This is a genomic window from Nitrosospira sp. Nsp13, from assembly GCF_900101945.1.
Lineage (GTDB): Bacteria > Pseudomonadota > Gammaproteobacteria > Burkholderiales > Nitrosomonadaceae > Nitrosospira > Nitrosospira multiformis_D.
In genome coordinates this window covers 189,471-213,960 of record NZ_FMVD01000006.1, presented here as the reverse complement: position 1 = coordinate 213,960, position 24,490 = coordinate 189,471, and the positions used below count along the sequence as shown (strand labels likewise).

At 53.2% G+C, this 24,490-nt stretch carries 19 protein-coding genes, 1 tRNA gene and 1 pseudogene; 16 read left to right on the top strand and 5 right to left on the bottom strand.

Annotated features, from left to right (window positions below):
• Window positions 1-71 precede the first annotated feature (71 nt).
• From pstC to BLO43_RS09525, 11 genes are all read left to right on the top strand, one after another.
• Window positions 72-1,040, top strand: coding sequence for a phosphate ABC transporter permease subunit PstC (gene pstC / locus BLO43_RS09585; protein WP_090906865.1), 969 nt, complete (start codon window positions 72-74; stop codon window positions 1,038-1,040).
• Complete coding sequence (gene pstA, locus BLO43_RS09580; RefSeq protein WP_090906864.1) at window positions 1,037-1,933, top strand: phosphate ABC transporter permease PstA; 897 nt, start codon at window positions 1,037-1,039, stop codon at window positions 1,931-1,933. Before pstC ends, pstA begins: the two co-directional genes overlap by 4 nt.
• A 73-nt stretch (window positions 1,934-2,006) precedes the next feature.
• On the top strand, window positions 2,007-2,768 hold the full coding sequence (gene pstB / locus BLO43_RS09575; RefSeq protein ID WP_254773414.1) for a phosphate ABC transporter ATP-binding protein PstB: 762 nt from the start codon (window positions 2,007-2,009) through the stop codon (window positions 2,766-2,768).
• 21 nt (window positions 2,769-2,789) lie between these two features.
• A complete protein-coding gene (gene pstS / locus BLO43_RS09570) occupies window positions 2,790-3,839 on the top strand; it encodes a phosphate ABC transporter substrate-binding protein PstS (protein ID WP_090906862.1) in 1,050 nt (349 codons plus the stop codon).
• 78 nt (window positions 3,840-3,917) lie between these two features.
• Window positions 3,918-4,598, top strand: coding sequence for a hypothetical protein (locus BLO43_RS09565; protein WP_090906889.1), 681 nt, complete (start codon window positions 3,918-3,920; stop codon window positions 4,596-4,598).
• A gap of 586 nt (window positions 4,599-5,184) precedes the next feature.
• On the top strand, window positions 5,185-7,839 hold the full coding sequence (locus tag BLO43_RS09560) for an EAL domain-containing protein (RefSeq protein WP_175443918.1): 2,655 nt from the start codon (window positions 5,185-5,187) through the stop codon (window positions 7,837-7,839).
• Between the two features lie 756 nt (window positions 7,840-8,595).
• On the top strand, window positions 8,596-9,576 hold the full coding sequence (locus tag BLO43_RS09555) for a sodium-dependent bicarbonate transport family permease (RefSeq protein WP_090906860.1): 981 nt from the start codon (window positions 8,596-8,598) through the stop codon (window positions 9,574-9,576).
• Window positions 9,577-9,634: 58 nt separating this feature from the next.
• The gene (locus BLO43_RS09550) at window positions 9,635-9,964 is read left to right on the top strand and encodes a P-II family nitrogen regulator (protein ID WP_254773412.1); all 330 of its coding nucleotides are present in this window, start codon (window positions 9,635-9,637) and stop codon (window positions 9,962-9,964) included.
• Window positions 9,965-10,683: 719 nt separating this feature from the next.
• Window positions 10,684-12,516 (top strand): Na+/H+ antiporter NhaA, encoded by a 1,833-nt coding sequence (gene nhaA / locus BLO43_RS09540; protein WP_254773411.1) that lies wholly within the window; start codon window positions 10,684-10,686, stop codon window positions 12,514-12,516.
• 595 nt (window positions 12,517-13,111) lie between these two features.
• The gene (locus BLO43_RS09530) at window positions 13,112-13,435 is read left to right on the top strand and encodes a UBP-type zinc finger domain-containing protein (protein ID WP_090906858.1); all 324 of its coding nucleotides are present in this window, start codon (window positions 13,112-13,114) and stop codon (window positions 13,433-13,435) included.
• Complete coding sequence (locus BLO43_RS09525; RefSeq protein WP_254773410.1) at window positions 13,435-15,189, top strand: FAD-dependent oxidoreductase; 1,755 nt, start codon at window positions 13,435-13,437, stop codon at window positions 15,187-15,189. The genes BLO43_RS09530 and BLO43_RS09525 overlap by 1 nt, the downstream gene beginning before the upstream one ends.
• A gap of 307 nt (window positions 15,190-15,496) precedes the next feature.
• Here the strand turns inward: BLO43_RS09525 and BLO43_RS09520 are convergent, their stop codons facing one another.
• Both BLO43_RS09520 and BLO43_RS09515 read right to left on the bottom strand, forming a co-directional pair.
• Entirely contained in the window at window positions 15,497-15,757 is a 261-nt protein-coding gene (locus tag BLO43_RS09520; RefSeq protein WP_074630330.1) for a hypothetical protein, read from the bottom strand.
• Window positions 15,758-15,859: 102 nt separating this feature from the next.
• A pseudogene (locus BLO43_RS09515) lies at window positions 15,860-16,039 on the bottom strand (integrase core domain-containing protein); the annotation flags it as partial.
• 189 nt (window positions 16,040-16,228) lie between these two features.
• On the opposite strand from BLO43_RS09515, the gene BLO43_RS09510 reads away from it, so the two are divergent.
• Window positions 16,229-17,002: a Kazal-type serine protease inhibitor domain protein gene (locus BLO43_RS09510; RefSeq protein WP_090906885.1), complete on the top strand. Its 774-nt coding sequence runs from the start codon at window positions 16,229-16,231 to the stop codon at window positions 17,000-17,002.
• A gap of 151 nt (window positions 17,003-17,153) precedes the next feature.
• Entirely contained in the window at window positions 17,154-18,593 is a 1,440-nt protein-coding gene (locus tag BLO43_RS09505) for a LeuA family protein (RefSeq protein ID WP_090906857.1), read from the top strand.
• 77 nt (window positions 18,594-18,670) lie between these two features.
• Here the strand turns inward: BLO43_RS09505 and BLO43_RS09500 are convergent, their stop codons facing one another.
• Window positions 18,671-18,997 (bottom strand): BON domain-containing protein, encoded by a 327-nt coding sequence (locus BLO43_RS09500; protein WP_090906856.1) that lies wholly within the window; start codon window positions 18,995-18,997, stop codon window positions 18,671-18,673.
• Between the two features lie 331 nt (window positions 18,998-19,328).
• Here BLO43_RS09500 and BLO43_RS09495 point away from each other — a divergent pair, with 331 nt between their 5' ends.
• Window positions 19,329-19,610 carry a hypothetical protein gene (locus BLO43_RS09495; protein WP_090906855.1) on the top strand — a complete coding sequence of 94 codons (282 nt, stop codon included), beginning with the start codon at window positions 19,329-19,331 and terminating at the stop codon, window positions 19,608-19,610.
• 1,287 nt (window positions 19,611-20,897) lie between these two features.
• Here BLO43_RS09495 and BLO43_RS09485 read toward each other — a convergent pair.
• Window positions 20,898-20,973 (bottom strand) — tRNA-Met (locus BLO43_RS09485).
• 239 nt (window positions 20,974-21,212) lie between these two features.
• Between BLO43_RS09485 and BLO43_RS09480 the strand changes: the two genes are divergently transcribed.
• Both BLO43_RS09480 and BLO43_RS09475 read left to right on the top strand, forming a co-directional pair.
• Complete coding sequence (locus BLO43_RS09480) at window positions 21,213-22,382, top strand: UbiH/UbiF family hydroxylase (protein ID WP_090906853.1); 1,170 nt, start codon at window positions 21,213-21,215, stop codon at window positions 22,380-22,382.
• Window positions 22,383-22,463: 81 nt separating this feature from the next.
• A complete protein-coding gene (locus BLO43_RS09475) occupies window positions 22,464-23,180 on the top strand; it encodes a DsbC family protein (RefSeq protein ID WP_090906852.1) in 717 nt (238 codons plus the stop codon).
• 67 nt (window positions 23,181-23,247) lie between these two features.
• On the opposite strand, the gene BLO43_RS09470 is transcribed toward BLO43_RS09475, so the two are convergent.
• The gene (locus tag BLO43_RS09470; RefSeq protein WP_090906851.1) at window positions 23,248-24,438 is read right to left on the bottom strand and encodes a murein transglycosylase A; all 1,191 of its coding nucleotides are present in this window, start codon (window positions 24,436-24,438) and stop codon (window positions 23,248-23,250) included.
• Window positions 24,439-24,490: the final 52 nt, after the last annotated feature.

Below are 24,490 nucleotides of genomic sequence, written 5' to 3'. Positions count from 1 at the left end.
GGCTTATAAAGCAAGAGGGTTGCAAAGACCCCTTAGTCCTTCGCCCTTAAATAAATTAAATGGGTCGCTTTATGCAAAAGCCCTTTACCCTGAATGTTGATACGGATTCCATCTGCCAGCCCCCCTCATCGTCCACTCTACTGGTTGATCGGACATTCCGCATGCTGGCGCGCCTGGGCGTTATCATCATTCTTGCCCTGGTGGTGGCTATCGTTCTGGAAATCGGTGTTAAGGCGATTCCAGGCATCCAGAAATACGGACTGGACATGCTCACCGGTACGGTCTGGGATGTGGGTCAACAACAGTTCGGCATTCTCCCGGCTATCTGGGGAACGCTCTATAGTTCCTTGATTGCCCTGCTAATCGGTGGCTTTTTCGGAATTAGCATGGCGATTTTCTTGACACAGGATTTTCTGCCTCCACGCCTGGCCGCCGTTTTTCGCACTATCGTCGAGTTGCTTGCAGCGATACCCAGCGTGGTATATGGACTGTGGGGAATTTTCGTCGTGATTCCATTCATCCGCCCGCTAACTGATGTACTGAATGAGTCTCTTGGCTGGATTCCATTTTTTAGCTCTACGCTGAGTGGCCCTGGCTTACTGCCCGCCGCTTTGGTGCTTGCCATCATGATTCTGCCGACCATTGCTGCCGTGTCTCAGGATGCTTTGCGTTCAGTTCCCTTAAAGACCAAGCAGGCCGCCTATGGCATGGGGGCGACTCACTGGGAAGCCATTCTCAAGGTCATGGTGCCGACGGCGGCTACCGGTATCTTTGGCTCCCTGGTACTGGGTCTGGGCCGGGCGCTGGGTGAAACGATGGCGCTCGCCATGCTAGTAGGCAATTCGAACCAGATTTCGCTTTCTCTGTTCGCGCCCGCGAATACGTTGGCTGCCCTGCTGGCATTGAATTTCCCCGAAGCAGGGCCAAATGAAATTGGAGTGCTGATGTATGCCGCCCTGGTTCTGATGCTGATTACTTTGGTGGTCAATATCCTTGGCTCGATGATGATCATGTACGCCCAGCGTGGAACAAAATCATGAGTGATACGCTGCTTCCCCTCTCTGGGCCAACTCCGAGCCTGCAGCGTAAGATTGAAGGCCGGGCATTGCGCAGCATAGTGCTGAGTAGCCTGGTATGGTTCAATGCGATACTGATTAGTGTGCCCCTACTTTCCGTGTTGTATATGTTGATTACCCGTGGCGGCGCACGTCTTAATATGGAAGTTTTTACCGAGCTTCCACCGGCCGGTTTCGAGATGGGTGGGGGCTTCGGTAACGCGCTCGTCGGTACCTTCTTCATGGTGGGTATTGCTGCACTGATCGCCATCCCAGTAGGCATTCTGGCAGCCATTTTTCTGGCCGAACTGGGGCCCAACAGCAAACTTGCTACCGTCGCCCGCTTCTCGGCAAAGACGCTGACCGGCGTGCCCTCGATCCTGGCCGGCGTCTTCGCCTACGCGATGGTGGTGATTACCACCGGCACTTACTCAGCGCCCGCTGGTGGTGTAGCGCTGGCGGTATTGATGCTGCCCATTGTCGTTTTGACCGCCGAGGAAGCCATGAGAATGGTCCCAAAAATCATGAAGGACGCCGCCTATGGTATGGGCTGCACCCATACACAAGTAATCTGGCAGATTGTGTTGCCGACCGGGATGCCCGCCATTCTTACTGGCGTGATGCTGGCGATTGCACGGGCAGCTGGAGAAACTGCGCCCCTGCTTTTTACAGCGCTATTCAGCAACTATTGGTTGCTCCAGGAAGGCCATCTGGCCGTCATGAGCCCTACGGCCTCAATGGCTGTACTGATTTACAATTTCTCCGGCATGCCCTTCGATAACCAGCTTGAACTCGCCTGGGCAGGTTCGCTGGTATTGGTGATGATCGTGCTAATCGTTAATATCGTCAGCCGAATTTTTGGCAAACCAAAATTTTGAGTATGGGAGTGACGGAATTATGAACTCAACAATGCAGCAGGCAGCTCCTGATACCCAGCCAGCTACATTGGTAATGGACTGCAAATTGGACAAGATTTTCTATAGCAACTTCTTGGCCGTACGCGACAGCCATGTGCCAATCGAAAAGAACAAAATCACCGGTTTCATTGGACCGTCCGGCTGCGGCAAGAGCACCGTACTGCGCAGCCTTAACCGGATGAACGACCTGGTTGATGGCTTTCGCTTCGACGGACATGTGCTGTTTCTCGGGCAGGATGTCTATGGCAAGGGGGTAGATCCTGTGGTCGTGCGCCGTTACATCGGCATGGTGTTCCAGCAGCCCAATCCTTTTTCAATGAGCATTTTCGACAATGTTGCCTTCGGCTTGCGTCTCAATCGTTATAAGGGCGATATTGGCGACCGAGTCAAGCAGGCACTGCAGGGGGCGGCATTGTGGGAGGAGGTCAAGGATAAACTCAAGGTCAGCGGCCTGGCACTTTCCGGCGGCCAGCAGCAGCGCCTGTGCATTGCTCGCGCCATTGCCACCCAACCCCAGGTGTTATTGATGGACGAACCGTGTTCTGCGCTGGACCCAATCGCCACTCGCCGCGTCGAGGAGTTAATGGTCGAGTTGAAGGAGCATTACACCATCGCCCTGGTGACCCATAACATGCAGCAGGCGACGCGCGTTGCGGATACCACCGCATTCTTCTCCGTTGACATCTCGGGAGGATCCCGGACTGGCTACCTGGTGGAATTTGGGCCGACCTCTCAAATCTTCGAGAACCCACGCGAGAAGCTGACTAAAGACTACATCAGTGGCCAGTTCAGCTGAGCCTCGGCGAGGAGAAAAGGTATGAAGCTTCATATCGGCGTTGTTAACGCTATCTTGGCAATCGCCTCGTTTGCAGCATCGACAGTGCAAGCGCAAAGCAACATGGATTCGCTGGTCCTCAACGGCGCGGGGGCGACTTTTCCAGCACCATTGTATAAAACATGGATTGCCGCTTATCACAAGGTTGAGCCAGGGACGTTAATCAAGTACGCCGAAGTCGGCAGTGGTGAAGGGGTAAAGCGTTTTCTTGCCAATACTGTGGACTTCGGCGCCAGCGATGCCGCCATGACTGATGCCCAGATTGCTTCTGCGCAGCATGGGGTGGTAATGGTGCCAGTTACCGCAGGCATGGTGGCGCTCGCTTACAATTTGCCGGGATTGAATGGTCTGCTGAAGCTGAATCGGAATACCTATGCTGCATTATTGATGGGCAAGATCACACGCTGGAACGATGCTCGCATCCAAGCCACCAATCCCGGACTCAATCTGCCTGATCGTGAAATCTTACTGGCCGTGCGCCAGGACAGCAGTGGCACGACATTTGTACTGTCCAATCATCTGAGCGCCGCCAGTCCAGAATGGCGCGATGGTCCTGGCACCGGCAATCTTGTCAGATGGCCCCGCAATGCGATGTTTGCCCGCGGCAATGAGGGTGTCTCGGCGCTGGTGCAACGCAGCGTGGGATCGATTGGCTATGTTGAATACAACTTTGCCAAACGCCTTGACCTGAAGGTAGCGCACCTGGAAAACAAGGAAGGTCATTTCGTTGCGCCGAGTGAGCGTATTGGCGTTGCAACACTGGCAGCAAATATCGGACGCATTCCTGCTGACATGCGCGCTTACATACCGGATCCTGCCGGAACCGATTCATATCCTTTGATATCATTTACATGGTTGCTGCTTAAGGAGCATTATTCCGACAAATCTAAGGGCGAGGCGCTGAAGCGCCTCATAACATGGAGCCTGCAGGAAGGCCAGAACTTTAGCGGCGAGTTGGGTTACATCCGCTTGCCCACTGAAGTCGCGAAACGCAGCAATGAGGCGTTGGCCAGAGTATATACTAGCCCCTAGTTACATCTTCAACAGAGCGAGTCCGAGGAACCCGCGACCGTGATTGGTGTTCCAGATGCTCTTTTCTTGGCCGATTCTATGAATTCCTGTCGTATCCTCGACCTGGACGCCATCAGGAATTCCCTGGAGGAAGTGCAGGCGCAATTCGAGTTGCTAAACACCCGGCTTGATGAACGGCGTGATCCTTTCGACGATGTCGTTTGCCGTAATATGCTACAGGGCTATGCGCTGATCGACCGGCTTGTCGTTGATGGTGTCGATTTGTTCGATCTACAGCAGATCGACTGGATGATCGAGATCAATACAACGGTATTGTGTGGTGCCGATCCTGAGCAACATAAGGAATTTTCCCAGCACATAGCCATGACTAGTTCACGGTTCTTTGACAACCATGAGGGTGGCGTGCGCGGCCTACTGGAATGGTATAACTTGCACCGCAACAAATCAGCATGGAAGCGGGCTGCGGGTGTTTTTGTGTACATTCTCAGCAAGCCTCAGCTGTTTATTGAGGGGAATCACCGTAGCGCTTCGCTCATCGTCAGTTTTCTCTTGATGCGAGAGGGTCTACCACCATTCGTGCTATCGACCGACAACGTAGTCGCTTTCTTTAACCCGGCTTCAGTTATTCGACGCATGCCAAAAAACGGGTTGGCGGCGCTATTCCAGCTGCCGAAAATCAAGAAAAAATATGCTGCTTTTCTCGAAGAGCAATCATCGTCGGAGTTCCTTCTCAAAGGCTCTGTTGCAAAAAAAATGTAAAGTAGAACTTATGCATGTGATGGGTCTTGCCTATCCGTTGTAGATACTGAATTACCTTTCGATGAAGCGGATCTCCCCTGTGAGACCGTTGCCCAATTTCCATAGGGGAAGGCGACCTGATATTGCGCGTTGGGGAGAAATAGAAATCAATCGTATGACCTTGTTTATCAGGTTGCTGTAAACCTTTAGAAGAGCCCAAGGCAGTCATATGGCAGTGACGACTGGGTTCGCTTCTCCCATCATTGCACCTGTAAAATTCTACAGCTGTTCAGAAACCTGACGGCATGATGTAATAAAACCATGTCATCTTCAGGTTACAAATCTCTGCAAAGCGCTCGGCAGACCGGGCCCGCATACGCATTTCACTGCCGTGCGGTTTTCCTTCACATTTCAAACCCCTTTCATTGCATTGCAAGGACCAACGTCTGGAGGCATGCTGAGCAAACCCATCAGAAGACCTGAAATGCCGCGCGCTGCAAAGCCTGTCCCAAAGCCAGACTGCCCCCCCCGCGCTTCGCGCCGCAACGCGGCTGACGACGCTGCACGGGCCTCCAACCTTGTACAAGGCCAGTGTCGCGTACTGGAGATGATCGCAACCGGCGCTTCGCTCGGCGAGACGCTCGCGGCGCTCGTGGGCGTGATCGAGGCCGACATAGCGGGGACGCGGGCCTCCGTCCTCCTTCTTGACGAAGAAGGCAGGCGCTTGCGTCACATAGTGGCGCCCGCACTGCCGGAGGCGCTTCGCCGACTGATCGACGGCTTTGAAATCGGCCCCGCCGCAGCATCCTGCGGTACGGCGGCATATCGTGGCGAAAGCGTGATCGTCGAGGACACCGAGACCGATCCGCTCTGGTCGCCTTACCGCGAGGTGGCGAGGGCGCACGAGTTGCGCGCCTGCTGGTCGACACCCATTTTTGACCGCAATCGCGCCGTGCTGGGGACATTCGCCATTTATCTGCGTGTGCCCGGCCGCCCGGCACAGCGTCATCTGCACACCATCAAAATGGCCACCCATACCGCTGCCATCGCCATTACGCGGGACCGGGAAATACGGACGCTGCGCGATAGCGAACGTTCTATCCGCGGCATCCTTGAAGGCATGATGATCGGCTTTGTCGCACTGGACCACGACTGGCGGTTCACCTACGTCAATGCGAAGGCGGCGGAAATCCTCGGGCGCGAGGCGGCATCGCTGGTTGGCCGGAAGTACCTGGAAGTCTTTCCCGAGGCCGAGGGCTCGCCGTTCGAACTCGCTTACCGAAAAGTAATGGCCGAGCGCGTCACGATGCATACCGAATATTATTTCCCACCCTGGGATCGCTGGTTCGAGCAGCGCGTCGATCCCACGCTCGACGGCTTCTCAATTTTTTTCCAGGACACTACCGAGCGCAGGCTGCAATTGCAGAAGATTGAGCACCTGGCCCGCGTCTACGCGGTACTGAGCGGCATCAACGCCCTCATGGTGCGCGAATGCGACCGTGAATCCCTGTTCCGCGAGGCTTGCCGGATTGCTGTCGAGCAAGGCGGTTTCCGCATGGCCTGGATAGGAATTGTCGATCCGAACGTCATAAAAATTGTCCCGGTTGCGTCGGCAGGCATCGAGGCGCAGCACCTGGCCGGTCTCAAGGAACTCTTTTCATCGGACATGGGCACCGTGCTGAGCAACACGATGGTCGCGCAGGCGATCAAGGAGAAAAAAGCGATCGTATCCAACGATGTGCAAAACGATCCCAAAATCCTGCTGCTCAAGAAATATACCGACCCGGGCGTCCGCTCGCTGGCCGTTTTGCCGCTGATCGTCGCGGACGAAACCATAGGCGTGCTCACGCTGTATGCCAGCCAGATCGAATTCTTCGAAGAAGAAGGGTTGAAGTTGTTGACGGAACTGGCCGGCGACATTTCGTTCGCGATCGATCACATCGCCAAACAGGCGCAGCTCGACTACCTGGCCTACTATGATGTTCTGACAGGACTTGCCAATCGCAGCCTGTTTCTTGAGCGCGTGGCTCAATACCTGCGCAGCGCTGCCAGCGGCAGCTACAAGGTTGCCGTGGCCCTGATTGATCTGGAGCGGTTCAAGAACATCAATGACAGTCTTGGCCGGGCGGCTGGCGACGCGCTTCTGAAACAGGTGGCGGAATGGCTGACGTGCAGCCTGGGCGACGCCAACCTGACAGCGAGAGTGGGCGCAGATCATTTTGCCGTGGTGATCCCGGTAGTGGAAAAGGAAGGAAGCGTCGTTGCGCTTCTGCATAAGCAAATAGAATCCCTGCTGAATCATCCGCTTCAGTTAAGTGACGGCGTGTTCCGGATAGCCTTCAAGTGCGGGATAGCGCTTTATCCCGACGACGGCACCGATGCCGAAGCGCTGCTCAGGAATTCCGAAACCGCGCTCAGAAAGGCGAAGGTCACCGGCGACCGGTATCTTCTCTATACGAAGGCAATGACCGCATCGGTAGCTGACAAACTGACTCTGGAAAACCAGCTGCGCCGGGCGATCGAAAATGAAGAATTCGTGCTCCACTATCAGCCCAAGATCAACATCGGGAGCGGCAAGCTTGTCAGCGCTGAAGCGCTGATCCGGTGGAACGATCCGCTCACGGGCCTGGTGCCGCCGGGCTGCTTTATTCCTGTCTTGGAAGAAACCGGATTGATCTACGAAGTCGGACGCTGGGCCTTGCACAAAGCCATCGAAGACTATCTGCGCTGGCGCGCCACGAACCTGCCCGCCGTACGCATTGCAGTGAACGTATCGCCGCTGCAACTCCGCCACCGCGATTTCGTCAATGAAATTGGGCAGGTAATCGGTATAAATACGCATGCTGCGGCCGGACTGGAACTGGAGATCACCGAAAGCCTGATCATGGAAGATGTCATGCACAGCATCGTCAGCCTGAAAGCGATCCGCGCCATGGGCGTGAGCATAGCCATAGATGACTTCGGTACCGGCTTTTCTTCGCTGAGCTACCTCTCCAGGCTGCCCGTGGACACGCTCAAGATCGATCGATCGTTTGTTCTCGATATGACTCTCTCGCAAGAGGGGCTTGCGCTGGTATCAACGATCATCACCCTCGCCCATGCATTAAAGCTCAAGGTGGTGGCCGAAGGGGTTGAAACCGAGGAGCAATTGCGTCTGCTGCGAATATTGAACTGCAACGAAATGCAGGGATTTTTATTCAGCAAGCCGCTGCCGAGCGATTCCTTCGAAACAAGATTCCTGGCTTCACCACTAGCCGGCTGAACGACTCTGCTGGCCCACGCCGCGGCTGTCCGTTATGAGTAAAACAATTGTAAATGGAATAAGTGCTGTTTTCATAATCCCCTCGGGTAGATATATGATAATTGATTCGGCTCGACTACCTGACTGGGCTAGAAGTTAATACAATACGAAAAAATCAGGAAAATTCTACGTTGCCGCTAGCCTTGCGTACCGTCAGTTGTTGCACTGAAAACAAGGAGGCTCCTACAATCGTTAACTAACCCGCTTCGGCGGGTTTTTTTATTCCTAAAAACCCCCTTGAAACGCACCCAGAATGCCATGACTTGATTCACGCAATATTGTTGAGAAATAACGGGGAGTTTTTTATTGCCTCTCCCGGGGTAGGTTATGGTTTTTTTTTGATGTAACGAAGAGATGGCTTTGCTTTGTAAATATCCAGGTACAAGCTCATCAATAAAGGATTAAAAGCACCTTCCAGGCGGCAGCTGGAGCCGCACCGGGCCTCGTTCCGAGGCAATCCCATCGCGGCCCATCAAAATGACAAACGGATGCATCCGATCAGGAATGATGGCGTTGACGCATTGCCACTTGTAACACTTATAACACTTATAACATTGACAAATTGGTCACAGTTTCAAAAGATTTTCTTGACAAGCGGTATGTTAACTTTATGCGCAATTCATTCCGGCTTTAATAATTCCACGTGCCCATAAAGCTATCTTGCATGGGAAGCCGATAAGTCCAGGTAGCTAATTTTATTATAAGAGGGGTGTAACAATGTCGATCTCCAGTCTTCTCGTACCAGCAATACTCTTTTTTGCTCTTGGTATGTTCGCATGCATCATCAAGTCGGATCTGAAGTTTCCGCCCGACATGCACAAGATGATCGTTATCTACTTGCTGATCGGTATTGGTCTGCATGGCGGCAAGGCGCTCGCCACTTCAAATATGGGCGATGCCCTGCCCGCGGTATGGGCGGCACTCGGGTTTGGTATCGGACTGCCTATCATTGCCTACATTATTTTGCGGGCCATCGGAAGGATCGACCCGCTTAACGCCGCGGCCATCTCGGCGCATTACGGCTCCGTGAGCGCGGGGACTTACATGACGGCAGTGGCATTCCTGGGCGGCATCGGCGTGACCTATGAGGCCTATCCCGTGATCATGCTGGCGATCATGGAATCTCCCGCGATCATGATCGGCCTGGTCCTGGCTGGCTATTCCCGGAAAATCATGGGGGGGGCGCAAAAGGGCGAAAAGGGAATGATGAAACACCTGATGATCGAGGCCTTTACCAATGGCAGTATTCTGCTGCTGTTCGGCTCCATGGCGATTGGAGCAGCGGTGTCGGACACGAGCTACAAAAAGATTGAACCGTTCTTTGAAACGATCTTTATGGGCGCCTTATGCATATTCCTGGCCGATATGGGTATGGAGGCCGGGAAAAGGCTGTCGGAATTTAAGAAGGTAGGCGTCTTCCTGGTCGGTTTCGGCGTAGTGATGCCTTTGATCGGCGCTTTTATCGGGATATTGGTAGGTCACTACTACCTCCAATACTCGATAGGCGGCGTCACTCTGGTAACGGTGCTGGCGGCCAGTTGTTCCTATATCGCGGTGCCGCCGGCGATGCGTCTGGCGATACCCGAGGCCAACCCATCTTTCTATCTGACGCTGTCGCTCGGGTGTACTTTTCCGTTCAATGTGGTGGTTGGAATCCCCCTGTATTATGCAGGTGCCCAGTATCTGGCCGGAACCTGATGCTATCGGACTGATTTCAAATCCCTGACTATCATGCAAACATCTTAGAGGAAAAATCATGACGTTAAGAGCAGACATCTTTATTTCCATGAAACGGATCGAGATTGTTGTGGATGAAGAATCGCTGGAAGAGCTCATCGACTTGTGCCAGGAAGCCGAGATACGCGGCTACACAGTCATCAAAAAAGCTGGCGGCCTGGGATCCCGTGGAGAACGCAACCCCGAAGACTATTCTCTTGAGGAAGAAAATGCCGTAATGGTTGTAGCTTGCGGGGAAGAACAGGCGGAGAGGCTTATCATGCTGCTTCGCCCCAAGTTGAAAGACTGGGGAGGAATGTGCCTGGTTTCCGATTGCCAGTGGGTCATAGGACCAGCGGTCTCATACTAGGGCCTGTTAACGCTTATTTCGCACCCGCAACGGCGATAGATTTCATCCAGCACGAGGCATGAGCCGCGCGGCGGAGCAGGCCTCTGTAAGCGGCGAGTAACGAAGGGCTGGATGAAATCCGTCCCGTCCCTTCGGGTTACTCACAAAAGAACGCTGTATCCTGAATCCTTCTGAGATAGGCACGCGTCAATCGCAATACATTTTCCACACCCAGCACTTTCAGACTGTTTTCCAGCCTTCGGTCTATCTCCGCAAAACCGATGAGACAGGAAGTGTCGCCAGAACGATATCCAGCTCGTCATCTCTCTTGCGCGTGAAATCACATACGCCACTGAACTGAGGCTGCTTCCTGGCGTAATGATTGGCAAGCTTCGCCAATTATCAGCAAACGTCTTCGTTGACATCTATTCCAGGTGAGCCGCTGCCAGACTCCATACGACCAAACGCCTATTATTACAGCCGATCTGCTCAATGATCAGGTGCTACCTTTCTTCGCAGAACAGGGCATAGGCCTGATCCACTCCCGAACGGATAGGGACCGGGTACTGCGGTAAACCGAAGCTCATGATTATCCGCTCTCCCTGGCCTTGAATGATATTGAACACACCACCGCCTCAGGTTCCCCGAGCTACTATGTATAATATTTTCATCAGCTAGTCAGCCAAAGACGAAATGATCGCGAATATTGTTCATAGGATGGGGGCCATTCGGTGTCGCAGGTGAAATTAAGCAGCAAGCTCAATCGCCCGGTCGATAACAACTACGACCACATGCTCGGCCCGGAGAACGCTGAGATCACTCTTGTGGAGTACGGGAGCTACGCGTGCCCGCATTGCCGGGCTGCGAATGAAAGGATCGCTCAGGTTCGGGATCAGTTGGGCGATCGCCTTCGTTACGTCTTCCGGCACTACCCGTTAACGGGAAGCGATATTGCTCTCAGGGCTGCCGAGTTAGTGGAGCATGCGGAAGACACTAAAACCTTCTGGGACGCGCATATCGCGTTGATGACACGTTCGGAAGCGTTGACAGAAGAGGATTTGGTTGCCGTTTCCAGCGATCTGGGCGTGCCCCTGCCTGACGTTGGTGAGGCTAGCGAAGCCGACGAGCGTGCCAAGGCGCGCGTCCAGGCCGACGTGAAGAGCGCCCAGGTCAGCCACGCCTTAGTCACACCAACGTTCTTTATCAATGGTCGCCGCTATGACGGCCCTTGGGATGAAAGTTCTTTCACTGATGCGATGCTCGGTGGCCCCAGCCACAGATTGCAGGGCTTAGCGCTCGACTTTGCCGGTTGGGCGCCTTCGGCGGGCGTCCTGCTTCTGCTGGCGACGATACTTGCCGTGGCATTGACAAATTCCAGTCTTGATGTGGGCTTCCTGGCGCTGTGGGAGCAGTATCTGAGCATTTCAATCGGCGGTGCCGAGTTCAAGATGTCCTTGCTCCACTGGATCAACGATGGCTTGCTGACAATCTTCTTTCTGGTCGTGGGACTGGAAATCAAACGCGAATTTACCGTCGGCCGCCTCGCCAGTATACGATCGGGAGCCCTGCCGGTTGCTGCGGCTGTCGGCGGCATGGTGGTGCCGGCGATCCTTTATGTGCTGCTGACACCCGCAGGAGCCTGGTCGCACGGGTGGGGCGTTCCGACGGCCACAGACACGGCGTTTGCCGTGGCGCTGATCGTGATGATGGGAAACCGCGTACCGGCCGAGCTGCGCGTCTTCCTGACGGCGGCGGCTATCGTCGACGACATCGGTGCAATCATCGTTGTAGCGATCTTCTACTCCAGCACAATAAACTTCGGCTATCTCGCGAGCGCCGCGGCCACTGTTGGGGCGCTGGCTCTCCTCAACCGCACCCGCGTCTATAACGTCACGCCCTACGTCCTTCTGGGCGTCGTGCTCTGGGCCTGCGTGCTCGCAAGCGGACTTCACGCCACCATGGCGGGCGTGATCCTGGCGCTGTTCATTCCGACGAGGCCGCCCCCAAATCTGACGGCGTTGATGGTCCAGGCGGACGCGATCCTGACTACCGAAGCACAACGTAGCGGCGAGGTGTTGCGGCACGGTCCTTCTCTTCCGGCTATTCGAGCGCTCGATGCCATCCACGATCGCCTGGAATCGCCAGCCGATCGCCTGCTGCGAAACGCTGGTGGCCGTTCGAGCTACGTTGTGCTGCCGTTGTTCGCCTTGGCTAATGCAGGAGTCGCGCTTACGGCGGATACCCTCACCGCCCATGAACCTCTTATGCTTGCGATTATCGTAGCATTGGTGATCGGCAAGCCCCTGGGATTGGTGTCGGCATCGGCGATTGCAGTGCGGCTTGGAATCGCCACCAAGCCTGACGAATATTCATGGCGGCAATTAATCGGAGCCGGCGCACTGGCCGGGATCGGTTTCACTATGTCGCTGTTTATCGCCAGCCAAGCATTCCCGGCAGAGAGCGATTTCGCTGCGGCCAAGATCGCGGTGTTTGCCGCCTCAATAGTATCGGCGATCCTCGGCGTGGCTATCTTGTGGAACGCAGACGGGCGGCGCGGACGAGGCAGCCCCTAGATTATACGATTTGGATTGTGTTGGTTCAGGCATGACTCTTCCCTTCAGCCTGATTCCTTGTTGGGGTCAGCAAAGCGGTATCAGCCTGAATTGCTGCAGAAGAGAAAAGAGATTCGCAGCTCCTTCGTGATCGGTGATTTCTCGTTGCGAATGCACATGACGTTTATTGTCTCGAAGTGAATTTTCCGCCCAGTCGATGCCAATCCCCAGAATATCCCTCTGTATTTTTGAAACAATCAAACCGTGATAAATCCTGCGCCGGTACTGATCCAATATTTAATGGTTCCCTTAAAGGGGAATTTCCAAGCATGATTTTCACTTTAATCTGGTATGAAATATCTGAAGCACGTTAGTGCTGTTGAATATCTCATGGGTCACTAAACGCATGAAACGGGGACATGAGGCCGTAAAGGCCATGACTGCAATTATTCAAATACAAGAAGGCAAAGATGAACCTATAATGTTTTTATGACCCAACAAAATTAGCGGTTCATGATTTTTCAGAAGGCGCAAGATCATAGTCAAGCGGATTTCGCCATCGTACTGACGAAATGGACGGTTTGATCGATTGAGAAATATTGAGCATGGAGGTTGTATGCTTTGTACGCGTCTCGATAGCATTCGCGAGATCACACCTTCTGCGAATGGCTGTGAGGCTTGTCTGAAGATCGGAGACTCATGGGCGCTTCTTCACGCGTGCCGCCAGTGTGGTCACATCGGTTGCCGTGATAGCTCGATCAACATAAACAGGCACGCGACCAGGCCTTATCATGCGACAGGCCATCCGGTCATGGAGTCCTGCGATCCCCAGGAGCCGTGGGGCTGGCGCTACATCGATCAGGAGATGCTCGATTTTAGCGGCCACCAAACCATACACCGCCATGCTTCATCGGTTGCTTTCGAGGATCGCAAATGGTGATGAACGAGGCCTTTGACAGTTTGCTCTCGCCAGCGTCTGGCCAGATGGACGATGTTCCAACCAGTACGACGGATTTTCCATTGCCTCCAAGCCTGGAATCGCGCCGCGGGCAGATGTTTCCCAAACTTTCCCCCGCAGAAACTAATCGGCTACTGCGTTTTGGCACGGTGCGCACTTGGCAGCCCGGTGAAATATTATTCGATCCCTCCAGGCCCGGAGTAGGCATGTTCATTTTGCTGAGCGGGCGCATCCTGATTACGCGCAAAAATGGCCTGGGCATCGAGATTCCCATCATTGAAAGTGGGCCGGGCCACTTCACGGGCGAAGTCGGCCAGCTTTCAGGCCGTCCCCCGCTTGCCTATGGACGGGCTCTTGAAGTCGTTGAAGCACTGGTGATCGATCCGCTTTCCTTGCGCGCAGTGGTCGTGGCCGAGGCCGAGCTCGGGGAACGTATCATGAGAGCCCTGATCCTGCGGCGCATGGCGTTGATCGAAACTGGCGGAGGCGGTCCGCTACTGATTGGTGCCCCCGGCGGCGCGGGCATAGTGCGGTTGCAGGGATTTCTCTCAAGGAATGGTCATCCTCATCTTGCGTTGGATCCGGCACAGGATAGCGTCGCGGAAGATGTGATGAAGCTCCACCAACCGCGTCCAGACGAATTGCCACTGGTCGTTTGTCCCGATGGAACGGTCCTCAAGTGCCCCACCGAAAGGGAGCTTGCGCATCACCTCGGTTTGTATATCGAATTGGGCCCTGACCGTGTCTACGACGTTGCGATCGTTGGCGCCGGCCCCGCCGGCCTTGCCTGTGCGGTATATGCCGCATCGGAAGGGCTTTCCGTGCTTGTACTCGACACTCATGCATTTGGCGGTCAGGCAGGTGCGAGCGCGAGAATCGAGAATTACCTCGGTTTCCCGACTGGTATCTCCGGTCAGGCGCTCGCTGGACGCGCTTATGTTCAAGCGCTGAAATTCGGTGCCGAAATGGTGGTGCCCGTCGAAGTGACATCACTCGATTGCACACGCTTTCCTCACGCGCTCCAACTGGATTGTGGCGTACGGGTTTCGGCAAAAACCGTGGTTATTGCGACAGGTGCAAAATATAGGCATCCCGCCATACCCGAACTTGAGAGATACGAAGGCCGCGGCGTCTATTACTGGGCTTCACCGATCGAGGCAGGGCTATGCCGACAGGAAGAAGTAGTGCTCGTGGGTGGCGGCAATGCGGCCGGACAGGCAATTGTATTCCTGGCAAGCCACGCGGCGCACGTGCATCATTTGATTCGTGGAGCCGATCTGGCAAAAAGCATGTCGACATACCTCATTAACCGTATTGGGTCGTTGCCGAACGTTACCTTACATAGGGAATCCGAGATCGTTGCAATCGAAGGCTGCGAAGAAGGGGTGAGCGCCGTTCATTGGCGCCATCGCCAAAACGGCAGCATGCAGACGAAATCAACCCGGCGCATTTTCGTGTTCGTGGGGGCCTATCCGAACACCGGCTGGCTTGAGAATTGCGGCGTGAAATTAAATGACAAGGGTTTTGTCTGCACCGGCCTGGACCTCTCGCCTGCCGACCATACGCAGTCCGCGCATTCGAAAAACGGCCGCCAACCCCTACCGCTCGAAACTTCGGTACCAGGGGTATTCGCGATCGGCGATGCGCGTGCCAGCTCAACCAAACGTGTCGCTGCCGCTGTGGGTGAAGGTGCCGCAGTGGTCGACCAGTTACACACCTTGCTTGCATTGCATTAAGCTATTCCGGTGCAAACGATGGACCATGACGGAGGAACCAATATAGCTCGATAACGGTAAGCTCTGCGCATTCCTGGGTGAAGAACCCCATACTCCGCTCGACGAGGCTGTCTCAACCGTACTGAAAACACTTAATATCACCGCTGCCTGAGTGCGTGAAGACCGCGGTGCTTAGGCGAACATGAGAGTAATCCGGGTTTACGCTACGCTGGCGACCGCAAAGAAATTCATTGAGCTGGGCGCCCCTGTCGCGATTGGTGCTGAATGCTGGTTGACGCTGTTTCAAATGCAGGTCGTTATAGCTATCTCACTTTATATAGGGTATTTGCTGCGGCATCTGCTGTGACTGGGGCCGCTGCGGATGCTGTAACCGTTGCTTCTTCTGATCCATCAACTGCTCCTGATGTTGCTGTTGCATCTGCTGCGATTTTTGCTGCTTCAGCAGATATTCATTACTTTGATCAATCATATTTTGTTGCCGTTGCTCCAGTGTTTGGCCAGATTCCTGGGCAAATGCTGCTGACGATATGAGTAAAACAAGTGTAGCCGAAAGAAGTGCTGTTTTCATAATTCCCTCCGGTAAATATTCGATCCCCAGCTTATGATAATTGATTCAGCTTGACTGCGGTACTCTTCCCGCTTTTAGCCGTGGCGGATTTAGAAGTAGTGTTCAGGCGATCATTGCGAACTTCTGACAGGGTGTTATTCCGCCGATGATGCTCGGTCTTTCCTCGTTGTAACGCCACAGCCATTGCGTAGCGATTTTCTGCGCATGTGCTATGGATTCCAAAATCCTGACATCAAGCCATTCGTGCCGGACGGTGCGATTGAATCGTTCCACATAATACGACCAAACCCGCTTTGTCTTTGCATTTGGACAATTCGAGAAATAAATTTGACTATAAAAGAAACACTGCTATGAATTAAATATAGATGGTGATTTAAGGGATGTAAATTGTTCCAGTTCATGACGTTTGACTTTCAGGCATTAATTGCCGAATTAATCCACGCCTTACTCAAACCAAAGGGGGTAATTATCATGAAACAGATGCGCATAATCGGAGTCTTGTCGGTTTTGGCAGGTCTATGGGTTGGGCTGGGCACGGTTGGAACTGTTTCCATAGCCCAGGCGGAAACAACGAAACCCGCGAAAACAATCAAAACCGAGTATCAATATGCCGCAAAAGTCGTCTGTTCGCTATTGTTGCCGCATCAGGATGGTACCTTGGCAAGAGGCACTTATCGTACGACCATCAATATACACAATCCCACCAACAAGCAGATCACTGTTGCCGCCAAGGTAGCGCTTGCCACACAGTTTGGCTCGGAGCCAGGCCCCTTCGGCGTTACGCCATTCAAGGAGGCCGTTCTCCAGCCGGACGGCGCGGTTGGCATGAGTTGCTTTGACGTCGCCGGCTACTTTTGTCCGATCGACGGGGTTTGTGTCGATTTCGCGTTCCTGGAGGGGTTTCTGGTTATAAAAAGTCCTGTACCCTTGGATGTTGTCGGCGTATATACCGCCCGCCACACGGATGGAGACGTCGAATCCATTGACGTCGAAACGGTGCAGCCCAAGCAAGTTCGCGAGATGGTTAAGGTAGGATCGACAGAGCCCACCAAACCAGGCGGTGGGAAACGTGTCGATTATCCGCCCAAAGGAAGCCCTGCGTACGGTGATAAGGAATCTAAACAAATGTGCGGCGGAATAGCCGGATTCCCCTGCCCCGCGGGTAAGACTTGTGTGGATGATCCCTCAGACAATTGCGATCCGACCCGGGGTGGCGCTGACTGCAGCGGTATTTGTGTGAAATAACAGCACATGGATGTAGGAAAAGTTCTTGTTTTTGTAGAGGAACGCAACGCCTATGGTTGATCTTGCGGTCGATGGAGCAATGATGCTGTTGACCGCGGGCGGGAGAAAATGCGACGGGTGTTGCGTCCCACAACCTGGGAATCAAATGTGAATGAATGAGACAAGACCTCAACTGAATCCCTACATCATTGATACGACTTTGAGAGAAGGCGTCCAAGCTCCCGGTGTCCGGTTTGGCGAGGAAGAAAGCGCGGAAATCGCACATGCGCTCGTGTTTTTGGGTATCGACATGGTTGAGTGCGGACATCCCATAGCAAGTGATGCGGAGGCTCGCCGGGTGCGCGCAACCGTCGCCGCCTGCGGAGCAGTTCCGGTACTTGCACACGCACGTGCTCGTTGCGAGGACATCGATAGTGTCAAGGCCACCGGCGCCCAGTGGGTTGGTATTTTCGCGGGTGTCAACTCGATATCGAGGAACAGTCGCATCCGTTTTGAACGGCCCATACCCGAAGTGCTCAGCACGGCCGTCGGCCACGCCAAGAACATCGGATTAAAAGTTCGATTCACGATCGAGGATGGAAGCCGCACACCTTGGTCCGAATTGGTGGAAGGATACCGCGCTGCGCTTGACGCGGGAGCGGACCGTTTGTGTTTTGCCGACACTGTCGGTCTCCTCTGCTCTTGGGAAGTGGAGGATTTGATCGGGAGATTGAGCCGCGAATTCGCCGGCCATGACTTGGAGGTACATTTCCACAATGATCGGGGGATGGCCATTGCTAACGCTCTCAGCGCTGTGCGGGCCGGTGCCCGCTGGATTTCCTCTTCGGTCAACGGCATTGGCGAGCGCTGTGGAATCCCGGACACGCTTACTCTATTGGCAAATCTGGATGTTCTAAAATGGCGCCGCTTGCGAAATGGCCATGCACTCCCGAATGTTAGCAAACTGGTCCAGGCTCATTCACGACTCGTGGTTGATCGCTGGCACCCAATCACGGGAACAAACGCGTTTACCCACGTCGCCAAGTTACATCGGCGCGCAGTAGCTAGCGATGAGCAGGCCTATGCCTGGACCGTTCCCGAAACTATCGGACGCCTGAATTCCACGGCTCCTGAAATCCTGCCGTCCGCGCGGGAGCAACTCATTAACCATCCGCAAGTGGTGTCCGCCACGGGGTTACAGCCTAATCGGCGAGGACCTGGCGATCGCTACCTGATGCTTGATAACAGTGTTGTACCGGATGCGCGTCAATACTGCATTGTCCGACGCATACCCGAGATGAACGACTATGGGGAAAGGCATATCGATGTTCATCGGCACTGCGTCGATAGCGTTTTTCTATTCATCGGAAATGACCCGGACTTGAAAGGGTTAACAGTAGAGGTGCGCTTAGGTGCTGATACGTTCGTTGTCGAAAGTCCGGGTAGTGTTTTTATCCCGTCCGGACTCTTGCACAGCTATCGCGTGCTAGCTGGCGCTGGCCTATTTATCAACCATGTGCAAGCGGGAGATTACACTTCGAGTCTGCTCGACTCAGCGATCTTCCGAAGCAGCCCTGGCGTCCCGATAGAGCCAGTAATGGATGCCGGGTGATTTTTGGAGCCGACGAAAATTGGCCGAGATATCCCGGCCAATTCATTCCTGGCGCCCAGGACGCGAGCAGACTTCTACTACTCTTTCTTAATCTTTATTTGATTCACGACCTTTGTAACCCCTTCGACAGAGTGCGCGACCGAATGCGCTTTATCCTTTTCAGCCTGACTTTTGGTTGTGCCGCCCAAGACCACTACACCATTCTTATCGGTATCAACCGAGATATGCATCGAGCTGAGATCCTTTTCGGTCGCAAGCTTGGTTTTGATCTTGCTGGTGATTACCGAATCCTTAACATATTCGCCCACACTGGAATCTGAATCTTTATCTGCGGAGAAGCTTGCAATAGGCGTCAGAAATGCGCCAATCATAAACGCAGTTGCCAGAAATTTGATTGTTTTCATGAGTTTCTCCTTTGGAGGTTGATGAGTCGACAGGATGCAGCTTCTCTCGGCCCCGGTCTGTTCGGTTCCATACAAAACTGAACCTTATCTAATGCTCTATCTGGCACTATTCAAACTTGATCTTTCGAGCGGCAGCCTGACAAACAATATTGATGTGTCAACACTTACGGTGCAGGTTAAAGAGGCTACGTAAGGCTGCTGCGTATGACTTGCTTATGGTCCGCCTGTTTCGCTTCTGCGAAGGCCCCCACCATCCCTTCAGGTGTACCTCGGTACAATAGACAAGCTCATCCGTAATAGCGATAATTGTTGTCATTTCTCGGAACGAGTCATGACATATAATTTATTCATTTCGTTTGATCTGAGCAGCCCAGATCAGAACTACGACGAGGTAAAGAATAAAATAAAATCCTTGGGAGCCTCGTATCAGTTCCAGCGCGCACTCTTTTACCTGAACACAGCCATTAAACCTGCGGACATCTACTCGATGCTTATGTCCATTATGGGATCGACTGACAAACTCGCCGTCATTGATGCCAAAGATGGTCTGGTCAGTACCTGGGATGGTCCTCCTCTAGATGCTATCAATGATTTGTGGAACCCCACCACTTAAACAGGCTTTATCGACTTTAGCTGGAAAGAAGCCAATGGACCGGTTTAAATACCCGCACTGATTCTCTGATGTACTTCAGGCCAGTATCCACTACTCTGAGTTCTGTAAAACTCCTTGAGCAGCGAAGCATGCAATGCAATAAAAGGGACGATAAGGCAAGTCCTCGTGTCGCCTTGAAAAGGGTGCTACTAACAAGGGAGAGAACATGGCAAATCAGCGCGCAACTACCAAGGAACCGGAATCTTCACATGGAGCGGTTGAATAAGCAGTTGAATAAATAATGAGCGGATTTAATCGCTTCCAACCCGCTTCGGCGGGTTTTTCATTGAGGAACTTTTCGGCGAATAGCTCCTCTTATAAGTATGCGCCTTTCCTCCTTTGTGGCGCCTGCCCGGCAGCCCTCTCCCTGTATCTCTGCCGGGCTTTTCATTGCTAATTATTAGTTCATCCGTATCATAGCAAATTGTAACAAACTCGTATTCCTGCGGGTGTCACGCCTTGACAGAGTGACACCCCCGGCCCGGAAACTGTACCGGGTTTTATTGTCACAAAAATGTAATCTCATTGTGAGATTATTGACTCAGGCGGCTATCCCTATTCTGTAGAAGCCGACTGACATTTATTACCCCCTTGATAGATGTCTTCAGCCCGGTGATCCCTCCACCGGGCTTCTTCATGCCTTCCACATTCGTGAGTGTATTCACCCTCAAGCTATTTTGACTGCCTTGACCGCTGTCCAGCATCGATAGCGGTTCTTTGCTTTCCGCCAGCCATAGTGTCCCAGGTCGGGAGCAGCGGAAAGCCCCCTTGTATGCACTTGGGATTCGAGCACGGAATTGCTTGGGGAATGTTGGTTTCCGTATGCTGAGCGATGCGTTGAGATCTCTCTTACTCATCTCCCGACTGTTTTCATCGGAAATCTAAAAATCCTGCCCGGTTCTTGGGATCCGCGTCCCTTTCGGCAAATCGTAGGCGTTTTAGAAATTCAGTCAGTTCAGCAGATAACTTCTCAAAAATCATGATGTAACCCCAGCAGCCATCAGATGGGGAATCACCCCTTTCAGAAACGAGAATTTTTGAAAGTGGAGGATGAGACGCGGTTGCTTATGATCCAAAAGGGTGGCAGGGCGAGTAGGCTTACCTAGCTCTTAACTCTATTCTTTCCTCTCCCGTTATCAAGCCAGCAATCGCTTGCTTTAAAGCCCACTTCTTTTATGTACGAAGTAGCAATATGGTAGCAATAGGATAAATGCTTTGCTCCATACTAATCATAACGCTTTGATTATTTGGTAGCGAATCCCAGATTCGAACTGGGGACCAACGGATTATGATTCCGCTGCTCTAACCACTGAGCTAATTCGCCACATGTAAGACCATCCAAGGGGTTGGCATTGTGCCTTCAGAGACCTACTCTGTCAAGATTTACAAGGGTTTGCATGAGCTTTACATGAGACTTCAGGAAGCCCGGAAAGGTTCTAAATGACTGATTCTAGCTAGCCTGTGGATTTAAACCGGCATAAAGAGTCTGTCATTTCTGTTGAATCAAATTGGGAAAGTGACATACCTTAGCCGGCGTCTTAAAACCGGCTGTATAATGCCCTCATGAAATTCGATGTCGTGATTGTTGGCGGCGGACTGGTTGGGGCAAGCCTGGCGCTTGCACTCAAGGATACCGGTCTCAAAATCGCATTGGTGGAGTCGCGTCTGCCAACTCCTCTTCCCGCTGATGACAGCTGGGACAGCAGAGTTTATGCAATCAGTCCTGGGAGCGCCAAATTTCTGCAAGCCTTTGGCGTGTGGCAAGCCCTTGACGAGGATCGGATTACGCCGGTTTATAAAATGGCGGTATTCGGCGATGATAGCGCCGCACGCCTTGATTTCAGCGCCTACGATATTGGGTTGACGGAACTGGCGTTCATTGTGGAAAATCGCCAGCTCCAGACCGCTGTGTGGAATGCGCTCAAGCGCCAGAAAAAACATGTCAAGATATTCTGCCCCGCAGAGTGTGCTTCGATAACCTGGAACGAGTCTCACGCTGACTTACATCTGGCGGATGGCAATGTGCTGCAAGCGGCATTGATTGTTGGTGCGGATGGCCTGAATTCCTGGGTGCGGGAACAAGCGGAGATTGGGGTCGTGCGACATTCCTATCAACAGATAGGGGTGGTAGCCAATTTCAACGCGGAACAAAACCACCGTAATGTGGCTCACCAATGGTTCCGGCGGGATGGCGTGCTGGCGCTGCTGCCATTGCCGGAGACGCTGGTATCGATGGTATGGTCAGCAAATGAAGAGCGGGCTCGCGCGTTGCTCGATTTATCTGAAACGGAATTGTGTCACCAGGTTACCCAGGCTTCCTGCCGCGCATTAGGTGAGCTGCGGCTCGTTACGCGGCCTGCCGCTTTTCCGCTGAATTTCGTGCACGTGAAGAAACTGGTGCAGCCGCGTCTTGCCCTCATCGGCGATGCCGCCCACGGCATCCATCCTCTTGCCGGGCAAGGTGTTAATCTGGGGTTGCGTGATGCGCGCGAACTGGCCGCAACGATCATTGCACGCGGGCTGGAACCCGATTGCGGCGATTATTTGCTGCTGCGCCGCTATGAGCGTGCACGCAAGGAAGACATTCTGGCAATGGAACTTGCCACCGATGGACTGCAGAAATTATTCAACAACACTAACCCGACGCTAGTTCGTTGGCGTAACCTGGGACTGGAAATCACCAATCGCTTACCCCTGCTGAAAGACCGATTGATACAGCATGCGTTGAGTTGAAGCTGATCCAGCAAGTCGGAAATTTGACAACAAGCACGGCGAGACGCCGCAATATTTACTTGAACTGGAGTGACCCACATCATGCGCTTGAAGCTCACTTTTCCCGCCTTATTGCTATGCATCCTTTCTGGCGCGGCTCTGGCCGATGAAGCCACCGTAAAAAAGGAGGTTGGGACACATTTTCCTGGTGAGAAAATTGAAAGCGTTAAAAAAACCCCCTATTTCGGATTATATGAAGTTGTGGTTGGGGGTGAGATACTCTATACCGACGAAAAAGCGACCTACTTCTTTTTTGGCCATGTGGTTGATCCCCAAACCAGGCAGAGTCTGACCAGCGAACGCTTGCAGCAGATAAAGGATGCCCGGCGGATAAGTATTGATTCCCTCCCGCTTGATCATGCGATTAAAACGGTCAAGGGCAACGGAAAACGCAGACTGGCAGTTTTTTCCGATCCGAACTGCCCTTATTGCAAGCGCTTGGAAAAGGAATTGACCAAGATTACCGATGTGACCATTTATACCCTGCTCTACCCTATACTTAATGGTTCATTACCCACTGCCACTTCGATATGGTGTTCCACGAACCGCCTCAAGGCATGGGATGACTTCATGCTGAGAGATATCGCTCCAACCGGAAAAAATTGTGAAACGCCCCTTGAGACACTTGTTCAAGTGGGTAAGAAAAACGGTATCAATGGTACTCCGACGTTGATCTTTGCCGATGGCTCGATCATACCCGGAATGATAACTGCTGATACGATAGAAAAGAAATTAAGCGGGGGAGCTGCCGCAAAATAACAAATGTACTGGCTTGCGGACAACCCCTGTGGAGAGGTCAACACATTTTTACCCGGATAATCCGGGTTTAACGTGTCTGGACTTGCGGGACATAACCGGTGGGCATTAATACCCACATTCTGCCGCTCTGTCTCATCTTCCCCGCCTGATCTCCGGCCTCCGGACCAAAACCCCAGAAGAAATCGGCACGTACGTTTCCCTTGATGGCGCCACCCGTGTCCTGCGCCACCATCAACCGATGAAGCTGTTTGTCGGTATTTGGCCAGGTCGTGGCAAGAAACACCGGCGCTCCCTGGGGTACTGCGCGAGGATCGATGGCGAGACTCCTGCCCGCGGTCAGGGGTACGCCGAGCGAACCCAGGGGTCCCGGCACCCCTGCGGGTAGTTCCCGGAAAAAAACAAAGCTCGAATTCTGATATAGCAACTCATTCAATCTGGCCGGATTTTTCTGGCCCCATGCCTTGATCCCCTGCATGGAAGCTTTTTCCAGGGGCAATTCCCCGCGCTCCACCAGCAACCGTCCAACGGATTTGTAGGGATGACCATTTTGATCGGAATAACCAACACGCACGATCTCGCCATTCTCAAGCGCAACCCGGCCCGAGCCCTGAATCTGCAGGAAGAATAAATCAATCGCATCATCTACCCACAAAAGCTCCTTTCCCTGCAATGACGCCGGATTTCTCTCTATTTCGGCGCGGCTGTAATACGGTACCACCTTGCGTCCTTGCAAACGTCCGCGCAACCGCATATTCTTGAGCTCGGGATAAACCTCGCCTAAATCAATCACGAGAAGCTCATCGGGCGTGGTATAAAGTGGAAAACGGTAACGCTTCGACTGTTTGCGGCTGCCTTTCAACAAGGGTTCATAATAGCCGGTGATCAAGCCGTCACCACTGCCATCGGCATTCAATACCTGATGTGGCACAAAACGGCTCTCGAAGAATTGCCGTAGCGCGGCGCTATCCTGCCCCCGCATGGTATCAGCCTGAGAACAGGTTTCCTGCCATAGCGGCTGATTTTTCAGGACGGCGCAGCTTCGAAGGAATGTATCCAACGCGGGCAGAATATCGTCATCCGTCCAACCCGTGAGCGCATTCCAGTCAGCGGGTTTGAGCACGGTCATGGGAAGCGAGGCTGGCGGAACCGTGGACGCTGCTGGTTTTTCCGGAACAACGGGAACGCTCGTGCGCATGGTCGTACAGGCATTGAGTAGCAGCAACGAAGCGATGACAAGAAAACTTAATTGGTTTTTCATTGAATTTTGGTTAAAGTTGCATTTAACGAATATACATCATGCCGGACCCTAT